Below are 22515 nucleotides of genomic sequence, written 5' to 3' on the forward strand. Positions count from 1 at the left end.
TTACTTTAATAATTCTATCATAAAGTTATGTATGGCACAGAAGAGATTTATCATCTAATCTGTTAAATTAGTCCACAATCAACTTAAAACTCATGGTCATTAAATTCACCAGCATAGGCACTGTGTGAGTCTTGAATTCGTTTAAACATTTTTTCAAGTTCTGGTTCACTAAATTGAATGACGACTGGTCGACCATGAGGACAATTAAAAGGATTCTCGCATTTAGGTAGCGCGACCAACAGCGCTTTAGCTTGATCATCATTCAGATAATGGTTGGCTTTAATCGCTCGTTTACAGCTCATCATAATGGCCGTCTTCTCACGAAATTGAGCCACGGTTAAATGACCATCTGTAATAATCCAATCAACCATTTCTCGAATTGTTGACTCTTCTTGTCCTTGCTTAAACCACGTAGGATGTTGGTGAACCACAAAACTGTTTTGTCCAAAGGGTTCCAATTCCAGCCCTAAACTTTTCAAAACTTCCATATGTTCCATAATCATCATTGCATCAGCAGTTGGATAATCTAAGACAATCGGTACCAACATCGTTTGCGCATCTTCACTAACTTTGCCGATTTCTTCACGATAATACTCATAATTAATGCGTTCTTGGGCGGCATGTTGATCGACTAAGTATAAGCCATCCGCTGCGGAGGCCAACAAAAAAGTCCCACGAAACTGACCAATAAACTGTAATTCAGGAAACCGTTCTTTACTTCGATCAGTTTTATCGTTTAAATCTAATTCAAGATTCTCTTGTTGATGCTCAACTTCAGGCTCCGGTTGTCCATCACCAAAAACAGAAACTCCGGTTTCAGCATGATATTTTTCATCAAAATTTTTAACCAACGGATCAGTTAATTCATCTGATTTAACAATCGTAATGGGCGCAACCGGTTCAACGATGGTTGGATCAGCAGTTTCTTGCGTTGTAATTTTGGGCGCAGTATAGCTACTAGAAGCATCATTGAGGCTGGATTTTAAATCATCAAAATCAACTTTTTCTTCCGTATTTAACTCACCTAAGGCATCCGGTATCAAATTTTCTTGAGCAATCGATTCTTGTAAGGCGGTAGCAATCAATTGCCCCAGTTGGTCTTCTTTGCTAATTCGAACTTCTCTCTTAGCTGGATGGACGTTTACATCAACTAAAATTGGATCCAGTTCGATGTTAATCACACTAATTGGATAACGACCCACCATTAACTTAGAACCGTACCCTTGAATAATTGATCTGGTGAGCTGGTAATTCCGAATATAACGACGATTAATCAGAATCGTGATGTATTGACGCGATGCTCGGGTGACGGCTGGTAAGGACGTATATCCCGTTACCCGGAAATCAGCATCTTCATTTTCAAAGTATACCATTTGTCGAGCATTTGAAATCCCGTAAATTGCAGCAATCACTTGTTGTAAATTACCATTACCAGCCGTTCTTAAAATTTCATGCTGATTATGAGTAAACGTAATCGCCACATCCGGGTTGCCTAGAGCTAATCGATCGACAATATCAGTGATTTGAGCTAATTCGGTTTGGGGTGATTTTAAATATTTCAATCTGGCCGGTGTATTGAAAAATAAATCTTTCATGAAAATATCCGTACCTTGGCGAACTGCGGCCACCGAGTGCTTAATAATTTCACCACCGCGAATATTAATTTCCGTCCCGGAATCAGTTCCGTTTGAGGTAATCATTGTGACATCTGAAACCGACGCAATGCTTGGTAAGGCTTCGCCTCGGAAACCTAAGGAAGCTACTTTAAATAAATCCTGTCGCGAACTAATTTTACTGGTTGCATGCCTCTTAAATGCAGTAAAGACGTCGTCTGATTCGATACCATCGCCATCATCAATAATTCTGATACTATCAAAGCCTGAATTTTCAACAATAATGTCAATTTGTCGACTGTGGGCATCAACTGAATTTTCGACCAATTCTTTCACAATCGACGCTGGACGTTCAATCACTTCTCCAGCCGCAATTTGATCAGCGAGGACCTCTGTCAGTTCATGAATTTTTGCCATTAATTGGTCCCCTTTCCAGCTTAATATTTGAGCTTATAAAATTTCCTTTTGCCATTCATAAATTACATTCATAACATCCATAGGCGTCATGGACATCAGATTTAATTTTTTAATTTGTTCAATCACTTGTTCATACTTTGGATCAAGCTCCACTGTTTGGAATAATTCCATTTGACCTTTTGTTTCGTCAGGTTCTTTGGTTGCAGCTTTGGGTTCCTCAACAGTTTCATGAACCGCATCTGGAATGGTTACTTCTTCGCCCTCTAATTGAGACAAAATTGAAGTGGCGCGAGCCAACAGAGACTGAGGCATCCCGGCCAATTTAGCAACATGGATCCCATATGATTGATCTGCCGGTCCATCTTCCACCTTGTGTAAAAAGACCAATTCTCCGTTCTTTTCAACGGCGCCCACATGAACATTTTTTAAGTTTTCAAGAGACTTATCTAAAACTGTCAATTCATGATAATGGGTTGAAAATAAAGTCTTAGCGTGAACTTTTTCATGCAAATATTCAATAATTGATTGCGCCAATGCCATCCCATCAAAAGTCGCGGTTCCTCGACCCAGTTCATCAAATAAAATCAAGCTATTTGAGCTGGCATGACTGAGTGCATTATTGGCTTCCTGCATTTCAACCATGAAGGTACTTTGTCCAGAAACCAAATCATCGGCTGCCCCAATTCGTGTAAATATTTGATCAAAGATTGGAAGTGTGGCCGCTTTAGCTGGTACAAAGCAACCCATTTGTGCCATCACAACTGTCAAGGCTAATTGACGCATATACGTACTCTTACCAGACATATTTGGACCAGTAATCAACAAGATGTTCGTTTCACTGTCCATTGATACGTCGTTCGGCACATACGACTGATGCCCCATAAATTTTTCTACGACCGGATGGCGTCCGTCGGTGATTGACAGGTTATGTTCCGCACTAAATTCTGGGCGAACAAAATGATACGTTTCACTGACCACCGCAAAGCTTTGAATGACGTCTAATTCAGAAACTACTTTGGCGAGCTTTTGCAATCTAGCTATTGATGATTTCACGTTTTCACGAATTTGAGTAAATAGCTCATATTCCAGCGCTGTAGATTTGTCTTGAGCTTCTAAAATTAAAGTCTCGCGTTCTTTCAACTCTGGAGTTGCAAACCGTTCGGCATTTGTTAGTGTCTGTTTACGCTCGTAACGTCCCTCAGCAAGTTTATCAACATTTCCCTTTGATACTTCAATATAGTAGCCAAAAACACGGTTAAAACCGATTTTAAGGTTGCTGATACCAGTTGCTGCTCTTTCTTGGGCCTCCAAGTTAGCAATCCATTGTTTACCATTTTTCATTGCATCACGGTATTTATCAAGTTTTTCATTATAGCCATCTTTGATTACTCCACCATCCGTAATTGAGACTGGTGGTTCTTCCGCGATAGATTCCTTAATCAAGTCAGCAATATCAGTCAATGGATCCATTCCTTTGAGTAAAGTGTTGAAAGTTTCAGAATCAAGACTTTCTAGCACATAACTAATCTTTGGAATTTGTTCAAGTGAGGTTAACAATTGAATCAAATCACGACCATTAACGCTCCCATAAGCGACTCGACCGGCCAACCTTTCTAAATCATAAACTTTGGTTAACTCTTCTTGTAAATTACTGCGTTCAAAATAATGGTTGAGTAACTCTTGAACCTTATCTTGTCGGCTTTCGATGGCTGACTGATCTAATAATGGACGGTCAAGCCATTGTTTTAGCAATCGGCTCCCCATCGCTGTTCTAGTTTCATCCAACAACCAACTTAAAGTACCTTGTTTTTTACCACTTCGTATATTTGTGGTTAGTTCCAAATTGTACTTAGAATAATGATCCATTTTGAGAAAATAGGAAGTCTCGTATGAAACGGCACGTTGTAAGTGATCTAAGGCTCTTTTTTGTGTTGTGATTAAATACGAAATAAGTAATCCTACCACGTGTTCTTCAGTTGATTGATCCAGATCTTGAATTAGAAAATTTAATTCTGAGCTTTCTGAAATTGAATTTTGATGTGAGATTAAGATTGATTGCTGAGTAATTTTATTGATTAATTCATCATTAATTGAGTCGTCAACAACAACTTCTTTAGTTCTTAGATTAATCATCTCGTTTAAAACTGCATTTTGGTCTGACAAAAATGTTGTCTTTAATTCACCAGTTGATAAGTCGGTATAAGCTAGGCCAAAACTTTTATCCTCTGACATAATCGCCGTTAAATAATTGTTGTCATGTGTTTGGTCACCTTTGACATCCATTTGTGTTCCAGGAGTGACTAATCGGGTAACTTCACGTTTTACCATCCCTTTAGCTTCTTTGGGATCTTCAACTTGTTCACAAACCGCGACCTTATAGCCCTTATCAACTAAAATATCAATATAATTTTCTGCAGCATGGTGAGGTACTCCACACATTGGAATTGGATCAACCGCACTTTTATTTCGTGTCGTTAACGTTAGCTCAAGAATTTGAGAACCTTTAATTGCATCATCATTAAATAACTCGTAAAAATCTCCGAGTCGATAAAATAAAAATGCATCTTGATATTGATCTTTAATCGCCTGATATTGTTGCATCATCGGCGTTTCTTTAGTTTTTTGTGGCACGCAAATTCACCTCATCTGTCATTTGGAAATACTCATATAATTTTACCACGATTTACGATTTAAAGTATAAATTTACCCAGGCGACAAAAAAGGATTGCCCAGAAAATTCTGGGACAATCCTTACTTTGCGTAATCAATTGCGCGAACTTCACGAATAACAGTCACTTTAATATGGCCTGGATATTCAAGTTCATCTTCAATCTCATTCTTAATATCATGAGACAAGGCTGTTGCTTCCAAATCTGAAACGTTTTTTGGCTCTACCATTACACGAACTTCACGTCCGGCTTGGATTGCATAACTATGATCCACGCCAGCATGCTTGTTAGCAATAGTTTCCAATTGTTTCAATCTTTGAATATAATTCTCGAGCGATTCGCTTCTTGCTCCTGGACGGGCTCCAGAAATTGCATCCGCGGTTTGCACAAGTACAGCAATAATGGATTCTGGTTCGACATCTCCATGATGAGAAGCGATGGTATTAATTACCACAGAATTTTCCTTGTACTTCGTTGTTAATTCAACACCTAATTCTACGTGTGAACCTTCAACTTCATGATCAACTGCTTTACCTATATCGTGTAGTAACCCTGCGCGCTTAGCTAAAGTAACGTCTTCACCAAGTTCGCCAGCCATAATGCCAGCAATCTTAGCAACTTCAATTGAATGATTTAATACGTTTTGACCATAACTAGTTCGATACTTCATGCGTCCAATAATCTTGATTAAATCTGGATGGATAGAATGCACTCCCAAGTCAAAGACTGTTTGTTCCCCAGCTTCACGAAGCTGTTGATCCATGTCTTTTTGAGCTTTTTCTACCGCCTCTTCAATTCGTGCCGGATGAATTCTTCCGTCTTGAATCAGTTTCTCAAGGGCCATCTTAGCAATTTCACGTCTAATCGGATCAAATCCGCTTAAAACGACAGCTTCAGGAGTATCATCAATGATTAAATCGATTCCCGTTAATGTTTCTAAGGTACGAATATTACGACCTTCACGACCAATAATTCGGCCTTTCATGTCATCATTTGGCAAAGTAACAACTGAAACGGTTGTTTCAGATACCATGTCTGCCGCACTTCGTTGAATAGCAGAAACAATTAACTCTTTTGCTTTTTTATCGGCAACTGCTGCTGCTTCCTGTTCACTATCACGAATCATAACTTCTCGTTCGTGAGTAAGGTGCGATTTCACATCATCTAAAATCAATGTTCTCGCATCATCTTTAGACATTTCAGCAACAGCTTGTAAGTCGGCCTGTCGTTGTTCAATTAATTCAGTTACATGTTGTTGATCTGTTTGAATTTGTTCTTTGCGTGTTGCATTTTCTTGTTCTCGCTCACTTAGAACATTTTCGCGTTTTTCAATGGCGTTATCTTTGTGATCCAAGGTTGTTTCACGTTGAAGGAGTCGATCCTCTTGTTTTTGCAATTCAGATCTACGTTCTTTTAATTCTTCTTCAATGCTAGCCCGATACTGATGACTCTCCTCTTTAGCCTCGATAATAGCTTCTTTCTTGGCAGTCTCAGCGTCCTTTTTTGCACTCGAGATAATTCCTTCGGCACTATTACGTGCTTGATCTACTTTTTGTTCGTAAGTTGACTTACGGACGAAGTAGCCAATTGCACCACCGACAACTATAGCGATCGCGGCGAGAACTATGCTTAAAGCACTCATTGTTTCACCTCCGCATCACTTATTAATTTGTTGTTTGGTTAATAATCTTAAAATTTTTGAATGTGTTAAATGATTATTCACACACACTTAATTTTAATCTTGAGTGGATGGCATGTCAATAAATTGTATGAACAACAAACAAAGCTGATTTAATATTTTCATATGCTTTTTAACATTAATTTTTGCTTAAAGCCTAATTAAGTAACGTTTTGATTACTTAATCCGAACTCTGATAGTCATAATAAATTTTTTTATATTTATCGATAAAAGACAACAAAAGAGGAGCCGCAGAATAAAACTAACGTTTTGTTCAACAACTCCATCTTTTGATATAAACTATTTACGAATCAGTTCGATAAGTCAAAACACTACACGATATCCATGATTTGTTCGACTGATGTCACACAACTCCAATTAATTATTCTTGTTCTGCTGGTTGTTCGCTTACTTCTGGTTCAGCAGCTGTATCACTGATACCATCCATTCCATAAGCTGCACGAACCTTGGCATTCAACTCTGCCATTGCTGCAGGGTTATCAGCAAAATATTGTTTTGCATTCTCACGGCCCTGACCAATTCGGTCATCACCGTATGAATACCAGGCACCACTCTTGTTAACCAAGTCTTTTTCAACTGCCATATCGAGCAATTCACCAGTCTTAGAGATTCCTTGTCCGTACATGATATCAACTTCGGCACGGCGGAAAGGAGGTGCGACCTTATTTTTAACAACTTTAATCTTGGTACGGTTACCGATAACTTCAGTGCCATCCTTGATTTGTTCCCCACGTCTGATTTCAAGTCGGACAGTAGAATAGAACTTCAGTGCACGACCACCAGGCGTTGTTTCAGGGTTACCAAACATAACCCCAACTTTTTCACGAATTTGATTAATGAAAATTGCAATCGTTTTGGTTTGATTAATAGATCCTGATAACTTACGTAGTGCTTGTGACATCAATCGTGCTTGAAGTCCGACATGGGCATCACCCATTTCTCCTTCAATTTCTGCACGAGGTACAAGTGCAGCAACGGAATCAACGACAACAATATCGATGGCTCCACTAGAAATTAAAGCATCAGCAATTTCCAAGCCTTCTTCACCAGTATCTGGTTGAGAAAGTAATAAATCGTCAATATTAACACCTAAAGCTTCAGCATATTTTGGATCCATGGCATTTTCAGCATCGATATAGGCAGCTGTTCCACCTTTTGCCTGAACTTCTGCAACTGCATGAAGCGCAACGGTTGTTTTACCAGAACTTTCAGGGCCATACATTTCAATAATCCGTCCCTTAGGGTATCCACCTACTCCAAGAGCTTCATCAAGTGCAAGTGATCCACTGGAAACGGTAGCGACATTCATGTCACTTTTTTCACCCATTCGCATAATAGATCCCTTACCGAAATTCTTTTCAATTCTTTTAAGAGCAGCATCTAAAGCTGCTTGACGTTGATCTGCCAATTTTTCGTTCCTCCTCAGATTGGGGTAAATCTCTCTTAACTATCATATCAGTTAGAAATAAAAATGCAAGAAAAATCGAACAAAGGTTCGTATTTTATTTTAATTGTAACCAAATCATTTGCAACGCAGACATAACACTTTTTTCTCTAATTGATTTACGCGATTCTGTTGTAGCAAATTGAATTTTTTTTGTAATTGTCTCTCCAAAGCCTGCTAAACCTAACCAAACTGTCCCTGCCGGGTTGCCTTCTAAACTATCTGGCCCAGCTACGCCCGTGAAGGAAACTCCAATATTTGAATGCATAATTTTACTGGAATTATCTGCCATATATATGGCAGTTTCTGCGCTAACCACGCCATTTTGATTAATAATTTCTGCCGGAATACCAAGTAGCTGTTCCTTAACTTGATTCGAATAAGTCACAAACCCACCTGTGAAAATTTGAGATGCACCAGGCACTGAAGCAATTGTGCTTTGAAACATTCCTGCTGTTAAACTCTCAGCGGCGGTAATTGTCTTGTGCTTTGATTTAAGCAACTCAACTACAATTGCAGCTAAACTTTCTTGAACGTTATCTGAAAAGTAATAACTCGGAAAGCGCTGTGCAATGGTCTGTTGTACCTGATCAATTATTTGCTGAGCATCATCTTGTCCATCATCAAAAATAGTTAGCCGTAACCATATCTCATTACCTTTTCCATAAGATGCAATCGAAACTCGACTTGACTCACTTACTAAATCATCCAATTCAGACATTAATTGTGATTCAGAAATACCGTAAAATTTCATTACGGTCGAAATCAATTGATGTTTAAGGTGATAGCTATCAATCAAAATTGGTACGAGTTCATCCATCATTGGTTCCATCTCAGATGGCGGACCTGGTAATAACACCACATCAGTTCCGGCCTCATTTTGATAAAAGTCTCCAAGAGCCAAACCGTGATGATTTAACAGTTTCTGTCCACCGGCCAAGTACTGGGCTTGCCTAATATTGGTTTCGACAAATTGACGATTCTGCTCCACAAATTTTTGCTTAATTCGGTCTAATTGCTGATCATCAAGAATTAAATTTGTTTTGAGGAATTCAGCAACGGCAGGTTTCGTCATATCATCCAATGTGGGACCCAATCCACCACTCATAATAATCAAATCGTTGCGTTGACTCGCAATCTTCAAAGCTTCTTGAATATGAGCAGGATTATCGCCAATCGTTGTTTGATACCTAACCTCAATTCCGATATCAGCCAATTTTGCAGCAATGTATTTTGCGTTGGAGTTCACAATTCGTCCAAGTAACAACTCTGTCCCAATTGAAATTATCTCAGCTTGCATATTTTCCTCCTTACACTAGTTAAATACGAAAAAAATTGATTTTTTTGACAAAAAAACTGAGAAATATTTAATTTCTCAGTTGGTTTGTTTATTTTAAGCCATCTGAAAAAACAGAACGACCTTTGACAAAATAATCGATGCCAGAATATACCGTGAAGAATAAGCATACATAAAGCATAATTTCACCAAATGGAATATTGGCAAGAGCGAAAAACATATTGTCTAACAGTAAGAACAAAATTGCAATAAATTGACTAACTGTTTTTATTTTTCCAGGCATTTTAGCAGCTAACACTTCACCGTTGGTTTCAACAATCAATAAGCGAAGACCAGTAACGGCTAATTCACGCCAAATAATGACGACAGTAACCCAAGCTGGAACAACATTCATTGAAGTCAACATGATAAATGCAGTCATAACCAACAGTTTGTCAGCCAACGGATCTGTGAACTTACCGAAGTTTGTAATCAAGTGATACTTTCTGGCAATAATTCCATCCAAGTTATCAGTAATAACTGCTGCTAAGAAAATAATGGCAGCAACTAATTGAGTGACCGGAACCGTAGCCCCTGCAAACGAGATAGTTCCCCAATCGAGTGGTAAAACTAACAGTAACAAGAAAAAAGGAATTGCAATTAAACGTAATACAGTTAACTTATTTGGTAAATTCAAACCAAACCCTCCAGTAATAAAAATTTTTAATTAGATGAACTTGATGAGGTGCCATTCAATTGGATTGTCACAGTTCTAACATTAGGATATGTTCCAGAATCTGTGATATCTAGTGTTTTCCCATTCAATTTAACCTTGGTACCTGCACCATTACCCACTGATAGTGTAATTGAAGTAGCAGAACTATCAACTTTAACACTCTTTGAGCCGCCGCTTTCAAGAGTCCCACTATAAAGCGTTGAACCACCTGAAGTTACTTGTAACCATGATGATTCCGTCGCTGACAAGCCTAAAGTATAATCACTTGAAACTTTACCAGTCACATTAAATGTTGCTGCACTGCTAGTACGTGATGCGGCAGTGACTTTTAAAGCACTTGAACTAGAATCTTTTTTCGATTCTGATTTGCTTGAAGAACTGGCCTTCTTACTGCTTGAAGAAGTTTTCTTCGTAGAGCTACTTGATACAGACACAGAACTGCTATCAGCATTAGTGCTCTTATTATTTGAACGACTATGGATTGCAGTCAACCAAATCGCACCCAAAATGGCAATGACAATCACGACGACAATCACCGTTGGAATGTATTGACGCAAGTTATCCAGTCCACTAGAAGTTTTAGTTTTACTTGATCGAGTTGCCGGTTCATTTTCAGTAATTTTTTCTTCATATTCAACAGAATGAACATCAGGAAGTTGTTCATTAAATTCTTGCAATAATGCTTCACCATCTAATCCGACAGTTTCAGCATATTGTTTAATAAATGCCCGGACATAAAAATCACCTGGCAATTCATCAAAATTTTCGTCTTCAATGGCAATTAAAAATCTCTTTTGAATCTTCGTGGTTTGTTGTAAATCATCAAGTGTGAGTCCCTTGGCAACACGGGCATCACGTAATTTACGGCCGATTTGACCAACTTCATTGTTATCCATTTATCTCGATATCTCCAATACTGTATTATTCACCATTACGAACGAAAGTATATCACATTTGAGAGTGCAAATGATTGAAAAAACATTGAAATTTTCTTTAGTTATTCCGAGGAATAATATGGAATACTGATATACCAGCAGGTTGAATAAATTCCGGAATAACACTCAACACATCGTCAAACGTGACAGATTCTAAAATTTCAACTTCATCTAGTAAATTCGTATTGCCGAATAATTTGCCGGCATATCTATTGGCAATGGCTTCAGGAGAGTCCATCATCCCTATCATTCGTCCCAAGATTGAACGTTTTACGTTTTCAAAGCGATCTTGGCCTTGCACTAAATAATCATTTGCATGTTCTAAAATATCCACAATTTCGTCAGAAAAGCGCTCTGTATCATCTGTATCAGCACTAAAATAAGCAAAATGGAAGCCACGTTGCATTTCAAAATTATAACTGAATGAATCATCAATCGTGCCATTGTCATACAATTCTAAATACTTATCTGATGTGTCATCAAACAAAGTATCTAGTAGCAATTCAACTGCAATTCGATATTTTAGTCCTTCTCGGCCTGGTTCTATTTCTTTTAGCCCTCTAATGCCCACCATGACTTTTGGTCGTGAAACGTCCATTTCAAGTGTTCTAAACGGTATTACATCTGACCCATCAGGCGCGTTCAATTCAAAAGAGACTTCAACATCGGTTGGTTCGTCAAACTGTTTAGCTTGTTGGTTAGCCTCAACCCACTGGATTGTCGCTTCAGGTTCAACGTTACCAACAATGAACAAATTCATATTATTAGGCTGATAGAAGGTGTTGTAAGTGGTATATAAATCATCAGCACTGATTTTTGCGATTGATTCTTTGGTTCCGGCAATGTCAATGTGCATTGGATCTTGTGGATATAGATTTCCCAAAATGCCGAAATATAAGCGCCAATTTGGATCATCATCGTACATACTAATTTCTTGACCAATAATACCTTTTTCTTTTTCAACTGTTTTAGCAGAAAAATATGGGTCTTGAACAAAATCCAATAATACATCTAGATTTTCATGAATATGATCACTGCCAGAAAACAAATAGCTTGTTTGAGTAAAGCTAGTAAATGCATTTGAATCTGCGCCTAATTTGCCAAATAAATCAAAGGCATCGTGATCCTCTTTTTCAAACATTTTATGTTCCAAAAAATGTGCAATTCCATCTGGAATTGTAATCATGTCATTTTGTCCCTTAGGAACAAAGGTGCGGTCAATTGAACCAAAATCGACGGTCAAAATCGCGTAAGCTTTATGAAAATCCTTTTTGGGTAAAACTTGAACTAACAATCCATTGTCCATTTTTTGAGAATAAATAGTTTCATTAAATCTTGAATACTGATGTTTTTCCATGTTATATACTTTCTCCATTTAAGAAATACACTGCTTGTAATTTGAGAAGTTTTGCGACTTCCACTACAGCATCTGCATCTACCGCGTTGATTGCACCAACAACTTCATCGATTGTTTTTTCATTATCAAACATATCATTCATCAAAGCTCGTTCCGCACCGTTACTTGAGGAATCTAAGCCTGAAAGGAAATGATGCACGAGACCATCTTTAACTTCTTGTAACAACTCGTCAGAAAAATCACCTAATTCAACCGCTGCCACTTGCTGCTTAATCAATTTGATGGCTTTGCCCTTGTTCTGTGATTCAATCCCAGTTTGAATGGTTAAGACCCCATTAAAAGCATTGAAATTGCTATTTGCATAATAGGCCAAACTTTCCTTTTCACGGACGTTGACAAATAGTTTCGATAACGGTGTTCCACCTAAAATCCCGTTCATTACAATTGCTGCGTAATATTTTGTGTCTTGAAAATAAACAGGCAGACGATACGCCAAATTTAATTTTGACTGTTTTAACTCTTGTTTTTCTTCTTTTTCGAATACTTCATGCAAGGCTTGTCGATATAAAACTGTCGTATCTTTAATTTCACGAGGACTAAATTTTAGTTGACTGAAGTCAGCCAGCGCTTGTTGTTCATCAACATCGCCTAATAAAACAATATTAATTTTGTCGTGAGTAATCATTTCTTGATAGACATCAACCAGCTTTGCGGCAGTTAACCCTTCCAAGTCAGAAACACGACCAAAACTAGGTATTTGCATTGCACTATCATTATCAAAAAATAATTTTCTTAATTCCATTGAAGCATAATATTGTTTGTCGTCATTAAGTGAAGTAATTGAACTGGCCAAATTGGTTTTTTGTGTATTAAATGTGGCTTCATCAAATTTACCGTCATTAACTAACGGACGAAAAATCAACTCGCCAAGCGTTTCAATGACTTGATTTAATAAACCTGATTGTGAATACTGATCATTTAAAAAACTGGCCCTAATTTTAATGTTATGTAAGTTTCCGATTCGGCTAGCATTGGTGCCTAAATACATACCATATAATTCCGCTTCACGACGAGCTAAAGCAGTTTGGGTGGGATATTTTTGAGTACTGGTTTCCATGACATCAGCTAGTAAACTTCTAGCAGTAATATATTTTTCAGTTTGAGTTGTCGCGAAATTTACGATAATTTGATTTGTTTTAAATTGACTTGTTTTGATAATGCTTAAGTCAACACCTTCAGTTAAGTTAAAATGCAAATGTTTGCCTCCGTCATATTTATATCAATCTTTTTTCACACACGCTCAACAATACTACGTTATTATGACAAAAATTACAAATATATTTCCACCTACATTAAAATTAAATGAGATTATTTTTTGAGATTAATTGTAAGTAGATATATGGTTTGATATTATTATACCTAACGTATAGACGAGGAGAGTGTGATTGTGAAAGTAATCAAATTTGGTGGGAGTTCGCTAGCAGACAGCGACCAAATAAAAAAAGTAATTAAAATAGTTAGTTCTGATCCACAACGTAAGTGTGTAGTGGTTTCTGCCCCTGGTAAACGTAACCCTGCTGATACCAAAGTGACTGATTTACTGATTCGTTACGCCAATCAAGCAATTGAGCATAACGATTTCACTAATACCCAAGCAGCAATTATTAAAAGATACCAAGAAATTGCCGAGGGCTTTAATTTAACAACTGAAAATTTTACACCAATTAAACAAGCAGTCATTGATTTACCAAAAAAAGAATATCCAAATGATAAATATTTAATGGCAGCTTTCAAAGCTCATGGAGAAAAATTAAATGCACAATTAATTGCCAAAGTATTTACCACTTTAGGTATTCCTGCTCGTTATTTAGATCCTGCAGATGCTGGAATGGTCGTGACTAACGTCCCTGATGATGCGCAAATCTTACCCGAAAGTTACAATCGGATTGCCAAATGGAAATTAACAACTGAAATTTTAGTTGTGCCTGGCTTTTTTGCATATAACACTGAAGGAGACATTTGTACTTTTTCACGCGGTGGTTCTGATATTACTGGCGCAGTAATGGCTCGTGGTTTAGACGCCGATTTATATGAAAACTTTACCGATGTTGATGCCATTTTTTCAGCAAACCCAAATGTCGTCGAAAGTCCTCATGCAATTGCCCACATGACGTTCCGAGAAATGCGTGAATTGTCATATGCTGGTTTCTCTGTTTTTCACGATGAAGCTCTAATTCCCGCCATTCAAGGTAACATTTCCGTTAACGTGCGTAATACCAATAACCCTGATGCTCCAGGAACAATGATCTCATCTAAAATCGAACCTGATAAAAATTATCCGGTGCGCGGAATCTCTGCATCTAAAAATTTCTGTGGCCTGTATATTAGTAAATATCTATTAAATAAAGAAGTTGGATTCACAAGAAAAATTCTGAATGTGTTGTATAAAAATGGCGTCAGTTATGAACATATGCCTTCTGGTATTGATGACATCACGATTATTATGGATGAAAGTAACCTGACTCCAGAAATTGAACGTTCTATTATGACTGAATTACAAGAAGCAATTCATCCTGATGAAATGCATATTATTCACAATTATGCGATTGTGATGGTGGTTGGTGAAGGCATGCGTAATACAGTTGGTCTAATGGCTCGTGCCACTCAATCACTTGCCAACGCTGGCGTAACTCTACAAATGATTAATCAGGGTGCTTCTGAACTTTCAATTATGTTTGGTGTGTCCCAAGATGATGCTGACAAAGCCGTGCAAGCATTACACAAAGAGTTCTTCAAACTAGGCTAATAATTTTAAAAATAGGAGTCTGTGACAAAACTAACGTTTTGGCGCAGGCTCCTATTTGTATTAATTTTTTTAATCAGTACCACTATTAATTATTACTTATAAAATTGGTGCTAACAGTCGCGATAAGCTCTGCCGAATTTTCTTCCATCGAGATTGGTTTTCAAAATATTCCAACGTTAAAAATTTTGAATTATCCTGATCATGAAGAAAAATCAATTCCGTTGCACTAGCGAATTCACGGTCATAAAGAAATGCATTTGCTTCAAAGCTTAATTTAAAAGATCTAAAATCAAAATTAGCCGATCCAATGGAAACAATCTTGCCATCAATCACTACCATTTTTGAATGCATAAATCCTTTTTGGTAAGTATAAATTTTACCCCCGGACAATAATAACTCCTTAGAATAATACTCGGTTGCTCGATAAACAAACGGATGGTCAGGTGCATTAGGAATTATTAAACGGACATCTACTCCCGCTGTAGCAGCTATTGACAACGCCTCAAGGACACTACTGTCCGGTACAAAATACGGTGATTCAATATAGACGGACTCTTTAGCAATTGAAATCATTTTAACGTAGCCTTGTTTAATTTTTTCACGATCATCATCAGGGCCACTTGAAACAATTTGCATACTTGTTTGCCCGACTGATTTTGTCGCCGGAAAATATTTTAAATCAAAATCTATTTTGTGTTTCGCTGTTGCATTCCAATCTAAGAAGAATCGACTTTGCATTGACAATACGGCATCCCCAACGACCCTTAAATGCGTATCACGCCAAAAACCAAACTTCTCTTTACGATTCAAATACTGATCACCAACATTGAATCCGCCGATATATCCTGTTTCTCCGTCAATGATGACTAGTTTGCGGTGCATTCGAAAATTCAGACGGAAGGTGACGGGAAAAATATTAGACGTTAGAAATGGCTCTACTTCCCCGCCAAGTTCAACTAAATGTTTAAATAATTTGTGCTTTGATCCGTGTGAACCAAATGTATCGTAAATCACCCGAACCTGAACGCCATGCCGTTGCTTTTTCTCTAATATTTTAACAAATTCATTTCCAATGCGATCATCATACCAAGTAAAAAATTCAATATTGATATGGTGTTTTGCCTGACGAATGTCGTCAAAAATACTATCGAATAATTTATTACCATCCGCATAGATTCTAACTGCATTCTTTTTAGTTAAAATGGCGTTATCAGTTTCCAAGAATAAGCGCACTAATTCGCGTGCACTGCTGGTAATCTTATTTGCAGGTAAGAGTTCCTTCTCATCAATTTGAAGCTTCTGATTAGCCACAATTTGCTCAATTCCAAGTGGCTCTTGTGCCTGCAGATTGAACACCTTACGATGCGATAAACTACGTCCGGCAAATAAGTACAATAAAAGCCCGACTTCTGGTAATAGTAACAATACCAGTAGCCAAGCCCAAGTTGTCGAGATGTCACGCTTTGAACGAAAGACAATGATAAAAGCCACGAGCGTGTTTACAATTGCAACACTGTCAACTATTATCCAAAAATCCGTCATTTAGCGGCCTCCCTGTCATTAATTTTTAATAAATTAATTTTACCATAAATTAGTGTCAATTATGGCTTACCGAGCCAATTACTATTCTCGCCAAACCATTTTTCATTAATCTGTTTCAATTGGCCATTTTTTTGCATTTTGCCAAGTGCGGAATCAATCTTATTCTTTAATGTTTTATCACCCAGTCGCATGCCGACCGCGAAGTTTTCAGAACTAATTTGACTGCTTTCATAGGTTTTATATGATGAGCTATCCTTTTGATGGCGGATATAATATTCGGCATAAACCTTATCCATCAAAATACCTTGAATCCGATTAGCATTTAAATCAATAAATGCTTCCGGGAAAGTGTCATACAATACTGGTTCCTGATTTTTAATTAGGTTTTTCAAAATTTTAGGATTTTCATCAAGTACAGCGGTCCCGGTTGAACCATTTTGAACACCTAACGTTTTACCCGCCATGTCGCTAAAATTGTTGACATTATACTTAGTTTTGGTCACTAAGATTTGTTGATTTTGTTGGTATGGACGACTAAATAATACTTTCCCTTCTCGGGCAGGTGTCATTGTATAGCCATTCCAAATCAAATCAATCGTTCCATTGCGTAATTCTGTTTCTTTCATGGACCAATCAATTGGCTGAAAGTCGACCTTAATACCATATTGTTTAAATACAGCTCTGGCTAAATCAATATCATATCCAACTAATTTTCCGTTTTTCTGACGGAATCCCATTGGTACAAAGCTATCATCAAGGCCAATAATTACTTTCCCACGTTTTTGAATATGGGTCCATGTATCTTCAGTATTTGCTCTTTGTGTTACGTTCTCACAACCACTCAAAAAAATTGTTGGCACTAGAAGAACTAACAAGAGAAACCAAATTTTAAATTGCTTCATCTTCTGCCTCCAATGTAGTTATTTTTGATTTGCTTGATCTAACGAATTAACTTCCAAAATATCATCTGCAATCACTTTGGCAAAATCCATATCATGAGTGACGACCAGCTGAGTCATTCCGTCTTCTTTTAATCCTAAGATTAATTTTTCGACTTCGCGTCTTAAATTTGGATCCAAAGCAGATGTTGGTTCATCGTAACATAAGATTTTAGGATGCATGGCTAAAGCTCGAGCTAAGGCGACCCGTTGTTTTTGTCCACCCGATAATTGATGGGGATATAAATCACCTTTGTCATTTAAGCCCAAATCATTCAGCAGTTGTTCTGCTTCTGATTTAGCTTCGTCCTTAGTCTTTTTCAATACCATCGTTGGAGCTAACATTATATTGTCAAACACCGTTAAATGTGGAAACAGATTGAAATCTTGAAATACAACTCCAATTACACTTTCTGAAGTGTCACTGGCTGCTGGATCAAACGGAACTCCGTCAATCAAGAATTCTCCAGAATCAGCCTTTTCAAGTCCTGCAATGCAACGTAGCAATGTTGTCTTCCCAGCACCAGAAGGCCCTACAATGCTCAAAACTTCATGGTCTTTAACTGTAACATTGACATCATCTAAAATGACCCGTGAACCAAAACTCTTTTTTAAATTTTTAACTTCTAACATAGGTTTACCTCCTGTTATTTATATGAATATCGTTGTTCGACTTTGCGTAAGATATACGTGAGCACTGCAATCATGAGTAGGTAAATCACTCCGACGAGTAGCAATGGTACTAGTGAAACATCTCTGGAAGTTGCGATATTACCAGCTCTTAATAAATCACCTAATCCGATAACGTAAACCAATGACGAATCTTTAACTAAGTTAATGACTTCATTACCGACTGATGGTAAAACAATTCTGAAAACCTGTGGGATAACAATTTTACGAATCGTTTGCCAATAACTCAAACGTAGCACTTTAGCACCTTCATATTGTCCTTGGTCGATTGATTGAAGACCACCACGGAAAATTTCCGCAAAGTAAGCGCCATAGTTTAAAATAAAAGCAAAAATTGCTGCGTCATAACGTTCAAACACAACTCCAATTAAAGGCAAGCCATAAAAAACGAAAATCAATTGTAACAATAATGGCGTTCCACGCATCAACCAGACATAAATGTCTAAGACCCATTTAATTGGTTTGATTTTGGAATTCAATCCTAAACTGACAATTAAACCAAGGGGTAATGAACCAATTAACGTCCAAAAGAATAATTGCAAAGTTAACCCTGCACCTTGGAATAATGATGGTAAAATTTCTGAAACATAGTGTATTGACATGTGCCATCCTCCTAAATATTGGTAATTAAACAAAAAAGATCCTCTCAAGTTAGTTATTCAACTAACTCAAGAGGACGCTTCAACCGTGGTTCCACCCCTATTTGTAAATACCTTACGATACCTACCTCAGCAAGTTTAATCATTAAAATAAAAAATGCCCTCATAGTCAATTTGACTACGAGGGCGTATCCGCGGTTCCACCTCAGCATTACTAGACTTTCGCAAGTCTAGTCTCATTAAGTTTAATGATTAAACTTATGCTGTAACGGGCTACCCGGATTTTCTTACTTATTTCAGAAAATCAACTCACAGATGTGTTTCAACTAATTATTTGATCCCAATTCCATCAATTAGGGACTTTCTATGCAAGATAACTAATTTACTTTTCTGTTCAATGTCATTTAATTATTGTCTCTAATGTTAATATGCAACTCAATTTATGTCAATCATTAAATTAAGATTTTATGAACGTAATCTGGCATATTTCTCATAAACCGCTGAAATTGGCACATAGAATACGACAAAATAAATTAAATTTAACGCTAACGTGGGTGCTAAAGTATACAAAACAAAATCTGCAAAGCTGGCACTCGCAATGCCAATAATTGAATAGGCAATGTAATTAAGCAACTCTAATAATGCAATATCTATGAAAAAAATCATGATTGAATTGAAAAATGTAGGTGAAAAGTTTTTCGATAACATTCTGGTCACCCAGACAATTAGTGGAAATAAAAAGACGAATAGTCCTAAAATACCAGCATAATAAGTATCAAACAGAAATCCAATCACCGCTGCAAAGAAAGTAAAAGGAGTCACTCTCGTGTTGCGGCCCTCTTGGATAACCCCTAAAACAATCCACAAGATGACCAAATGGCTAACCATCGAATATGGGTAGCTGAATAAAAAGCTACTAAACACGCTGCTTAAAGAGCCATCTAAGAAGAAAGCTAAGAGTAGCACTATTGGAAAAATGAACCTCATTCTAGATAATCTATACATATCCGGCCCCTTTACTAATCAATTTCAGCAACGGAAACAACGCTAAGGTCGTTGTAGTCTGTAGCAGGAGTAATATATATTTTCTTGGCTAGTCCGTAATCATCTTTACCAACTTTGGCAACTTTACCTACGTATAGTCCCTTAGGAGTCACGCCACCCATTCCGCTAGTGGTAATTTTGTCATTTTTCTTCATATCAGCATCTGATGTCACTTGACCCATGATTAATTGACCAGTTGATTTTTTATAGCCTGTGATGATGCCATTTACAACATCCCCAGTACTAGTTTTAATCTGAATTGCAAATCGGTTTGATGATTCATTTGAGTCACTGAGCAGCTCGACTTTACTATTGGTCTTATTCACTTCAGAGACACGCCCAATCAAACCTGATTGAGATAAAACAGGCATATTCTTGCGAATCCCATCGGTTTGTCCTTTGCTGATGACAATTTGGCTTTGCCATGATGAAGGTGTTCTTGAGATGACCGCTGCAGTGACAGTGGAATAATCAGTCAATGATTTTTGCAATTTCAATTCTTTTTTCAATTGAGAATTTTCATCGGCTAAGGTTTGATCTCGTACCTTCACCTGTGCTAATTCACTCACTTGCTTTTTTAAGGTTTTATTTTCTGAGTACGAATTCATCAGTTCTGATACCGAATTAAGTCCGGATTTAACCCCACTGATTGGATAAGAGACAACATTATTAGTGAAGCCAACAATGTCATTACCAAACTGTTGAATTAACGTTGGCGTCGATTTCTTATTTCGTAAAGCAACCGAACCAGCCATTAAGCCAAAGCAAAGTATCAGCAAAACGAAGATAACAACTAATCTTCGATTTGAAAAAAATTTTTGCATTTTAATCCTCCACTTTTAAATAAAAATGACGGCATTGGACAAAACATTAGTTTTGTACCAACCCCGCCCAAATATCTCGTGATGCTTTACGCTTCAACGAATATTTATTTTTTCAAAACATCAATACTCTTTAATGATTCGCCTGTACCAATAGCAACACAATCAAGCGGTTCATTCGCAATAAATACGGGTACTTTCGTTTCTTCAGCTATGACTTCGGGAAGGCTCTTCAACAAAGCACCACCACCAGTTAACACAATTCCATGATCAATTACATCAGAAGAAATTTCTGGTGAAGTTTCTTCCAAAGTTTCTTTGATTGCAACGATGATTTCAGAAACAACATCCTGAAGTGCCGTTGCTACATCGACTGCTGAAACTTCAATAGTCTTTGGCAAACCTGTAACTAAGTCACGTCCTCTAACGTCAGTCACGCCCAAATCATTAGCAGCTTCGACTGAAGCAGAACCAATATCCCATTTAAGTTGTTCGGCTGTTCGTTCACCGATTAAAAGATTTTTATTTTGACGAATGTACGACATAATCGCATCATTCATTTTGTCTCCAGCCATTCTAATTGAACGACTTGAAACAATCCCACCAAGGGAAATTGTGGCAACGTCAGTAGTTCCGCCACCAATATCCACAACCATACTACCAGTTGGATCCATAACAGGTAACCCGGCCCCAACAGCTGCTGCAAAGGGTTCTTCGATGACATAAGCATCTCTGGCACCTGCAACGCGTGTGGCATCGATTACTGCACGTTTTTCAACTTCAGTAACTCCACTGGGAACACAAACCATTACAAATGGCTTGCCACCATTTTTGCCAATCACCTTATCAATGTAATATTTCAACATCGAAATGGTTGTATCATAATCAGCGATTACGCCATCTTTCAATGGACGGATGGCCTGGATACTACCAGGAGTACGGCCAATCATTTCGCGGGCTTCTTGCCCAACGGCAACTACATCATCAGTTTTTGTATTTTTGGCTACGACTGAAGGTTCACGCAAAACAATACCCTTGCCTTCCATGTAGACAATGGTGTTTGCAGTACCTAAATCTATTCCAATATTTTTCGTTCCAATTCCAAGCACGCTGTTTCTTCCCTTCGTCATTTAAACATTTTAATTTCAAATTATCTAAAACATTATACCATAGTGTAAGACTTGAAACACTCGCATTCCAAAAGATAAAAAGTTAAGATTTCCAAAAGGATAGGATAAACCATTGCTGTTGAGCCAATCAAAGGTATCTAATCAAATAAATCAGCTTCACGTAAACTTAAATAATCACCATCGCCAATAATAAAACTATCCAGTAGTTCCACACCCATTAAATCACCGCACTGATCCAACCGTTTACTAAACAAAATATCATTCTGAGATGGCTCCACGCTCCCACTAGGGTGGTTGTGAGCCACTAAAATACTCTCAGCGCGATGCTCTAACGCTAAGGCAAAAATTTCTCGCGGATGCACCGGGCATGAACTTAAGGTCCCTTTAAAAACAACTTGTTGAGCAACGATTTGATGTTTGACGTCTAAACAAAACAACACTAAGCATTCTTGAACGTCATCACGCAATTGTTCCACCAACTCAAGACCAATTTGCTGACTACAATATATTTTACCAATTACCGGTCTGGATTGATGAGCAATTCGCTGTCCAAGTTCAATCCCCACTAAAAGCTGCTGATACTGCGTGTCGGATTCAATTAAATCCGTTTTAGATTGACGTTTGGCAATCTTAAAGTCAGTTAGAGTCGGGAAGGTACGCCAAAAATTACTTGCCAGTTCCCCTACTCTATTTTGCTCACTATTTGAAAAAAATTTGATTAGTAATTCTTGGTCCGTTAATTCACTCATAATCATTTCATATTCACCTCACTTATTAAGTACGATGAAAAATGCCAAAA

General features: G+C 37.6%; 18 protein-coding genes and 1 other annotated feature. Of the genes, 1 reads left to right on the plus strand and 17 read right to left on the minus strand.

Annotated elements, in window-relative coordinates; genetic code table 11:
• Nucleotides 1-83: 83 nt before the first annotated feature.
• From mutL to yfmF, 9 genes are all read right to left on the minus strand, one after another.
• A complete protein-coding gene (gene mutL / locus F0161_RS08255; RefSeq protein ID WP_150204282.1) occupies nt 84-2030 on the minus strand; it encodes a DNA mismatch repair endonuclease MutL in 1947 nt (648 codons plus the stop codon).
• Between the two features lie 33 nt (nt 2031-2063).
• On the minus strand, nt 2064-4634 hold the full coding sequence (gene mutS / locus F0161_RS08260) for a DNA mismatch repair protein MutS (protein ID WP_137601600.1): 2571 nt from the start codon (nt 4632-4634) through the stop codon (nt 2064-2066).
• A 147-nt stretch (nt 4635-4781) separates the two neighbouring features.
• Nucleotides 4782-6341 carry a ribonuclease Y gene (gene rny, locus F0161_RS08265; RefSeq protein WP_150204283.1) on the minus strand — a complete coding sequence of 520 codons (1560 nt, stop codon included), beginning with the start codon at nt 6339-6341 and terminating at the stop codon, nt 4782-4784.
• Between the two features lie 418 nt (nt 6342-6759).
• Nucleotides 6760-7806, minus strand: a complete 1047-nt coding sequence (gene recA / locus F0161_RS08270; RefSeq protein WP_137601590.1) for a recombinase RecA — start codon at nt 7804-7806, stop codon at nt 6760-6762.
• Nucleotides 7807-7900: 94 nt separating this feature from the next.
• Nucleotides 7901-9142: a competence/damage-inducible protein A gene (locus F0161_RS08275; protein WP_150204284.1), complete on the minus strand. Its 1242-nt coding sequence runs from the start codon at nt 9140-9142 to the stop codon at nt 7901-7903.
• 88 nt (nt 9143-9230) lie between these two features.
• Nucleotides 9231-9815, minus strand: a complete 585-nt coding sequence (gene pgsA / locus F0161_RS08280) for a CDP-diacylglycerol--glycerol-3-phosphate 3-phosphatidyltransferase (protein WP_150204285.1) — start codon at nt 9813-9815, stop codon at nt 9231-9233.
• Nucleotides 9816-9841: 26 nt separating this feature from the next.
• The gene (locus F0161_RS08285) at nt 9842-10750 is read right to left on the minus strand and encodes a helix-turn-helix domain-containing protein (RefSeq protein ID WP_137601587.1); all 909 of its coding nucleotides are present in this window, start codon (nt 10748-10750) and stop codon (nt 9842-9844) included.
• A 97-nt stretch (nt 10751-10847) separates the two neighbouring features.
• The gene (gene yfmH, locus F0161_RS08290; RefSeq protein WP_150204675.1) at nt 10848-12146 is read right to left on the minus strand and encodes an EF-P 5-aminopentanol modification-associated protein YfmH; all 1299 of its coding nucleotides are present in this window, start codon (nt 12144-12146) and stop codon (nt 10848-10850) included.
• 1 nt (nt 12147) lies between these two features.
• Complete coding sequence (gene yfmF, locus F0161_RS08295; protein ID WP_137601585.1) at nt 12148-13401, minus strand: EF-P 5-aminopentanol modification-associated protein YfmF; 1254 nt, start codon at nt 13399-13401, stop codon at nt 12148-12150.
• 192 nt (nt 13402-13593) lie between these two features.
• On the opposite strand from yfmF, the gene F0161_RS08300 reads away from it, so the two are divergent.
• Complete coding sequence (locus F0161_RS08300; RefSeq protein ID WP_150204286.1) at nt 13594-14952, plus strand: aspartate kinase; 1359 nt, start codon at nt 13594-13596, stop codon at nt 14950-14952.
• Nucleotides 14953-15048: 96 nt separating this feature from the next.
• On the opposite strand, the gene cls is transcribed toward F0161_RS08300, so the two are convergent.
• From cls to radC, 8 genes are all read right to left on the minus strand, one after another.
• Nucleotides 15049-16494 (minus strand): cardiolipin synthase, encoded by a 1446-nt coding sequence (gene cls / locus F0161_RS08305; protein WP_150204287.1) that lies wholly within the window; start codon nt 16492-16494, stop codon nt 15049-15051.
• A gap of 59 nt (nt 16495-16553) precedes the next feature.
• Nucleotides 16554-17396 (minus strand): amino acid ABC transporter substrate-binding protein, encoded by an 843-nt coding sequence (locus F0161_RS08310; protein ID WP_150204288.1) that lies wholly within the window; start codon nt 17394-17396, stop codon nt 16554-16556.
• Nucleotides 17397-17414: 18 nt separating this feature from the next.
• Nucleotides 17415-18065, minus strand: a complete 651-nt coding sequence (locus F0161_RS08315; protein ID WP_150204289.1) for an amino acid ABC transporter ATP-binding protein — start codon at nt 18063-18065, stop codon at nt 17415-17417.
• A gap of 14 nt (nt 18066-18079) precedes the next feature.
• Nucleotides 18080-18724: an amino acid ABC transporter permease gene (locus F0161_RS08320; RefSeq protein WP_137601580.1), complete on the minus strand. Its 645-nt coding sequence runs from the start codon at nt 18722-18724 to the stop codon at nt 18080-18082.
• Between the two features lie 176 nt (nt 18725-18900).
• Nucleotides 18901-19128 (minus strand) — a binding site (T-box leader).
• A 58-nt stretch (nt 19129-19186) separates the two neighbouring features.
• Nucleotides 19187-19726 carry a rod shape-determining protein MreD gene (gene mreD / locus F0161_RS08325; protein WP_150204290.1) on the minus strand — a complete coding sequence of 180 codons (540 nt, stop codon included), beginning with the start codon at nt 19724-19726 and terminating at the stop codon, nt 19187-19189.
• Nucleotides 19727-19740: 14 nt separating this feature from the next.
• The gene (mreC, locus tag F0161_RS08330) at nt 19741-20589 is read right to left on the minus strand and encodes a rod shape-determining protein MreC (protein WP_150204291.1); all 849 of its coding nucleotides are present in this window, start codon (nt 20587-20589) and stop codon (nt 19741-19743) included.
• A 104-nt stretch (nt 20590-20693) separates the two neighbouring features.
• On the minus strand, nt 20694-21695 hold the full coding sequence (locus F0161_RS08335) for a rod shape-determining protein (RefSeq protein ID WP_137601599.1): 1002 nt from the start codon (nt 21693-21695) through the stop codon (nt 20694-20696).
• Nucleotides 21696-21853: 158 nt separating this feature from the next.
• Nucleotides 21854-22471 (minus strand): RadC family protein, encoded by a 618-nt coding sequence (gene radC, locus F0161_RS08340; RefSeq protein ID WP_150204292.1) that lies wholly within the window; start codon nt 22469-22471, stop codon nt 21854-21856.
• Nucleotides 22472-22515 lie beyond the last annotated feature (44 nt).

The organism is Paucilactobacillus nenjiangensis (genome assembly GCF_008632615.1).
Taxonomy (GTDB): domain Bacteria; phylum Bacillota; class Bacilli; order Lactobacillales; family Lactobacillaceae; genus Paucilactobacillus; species Paucilactobacillus nenjiangensis.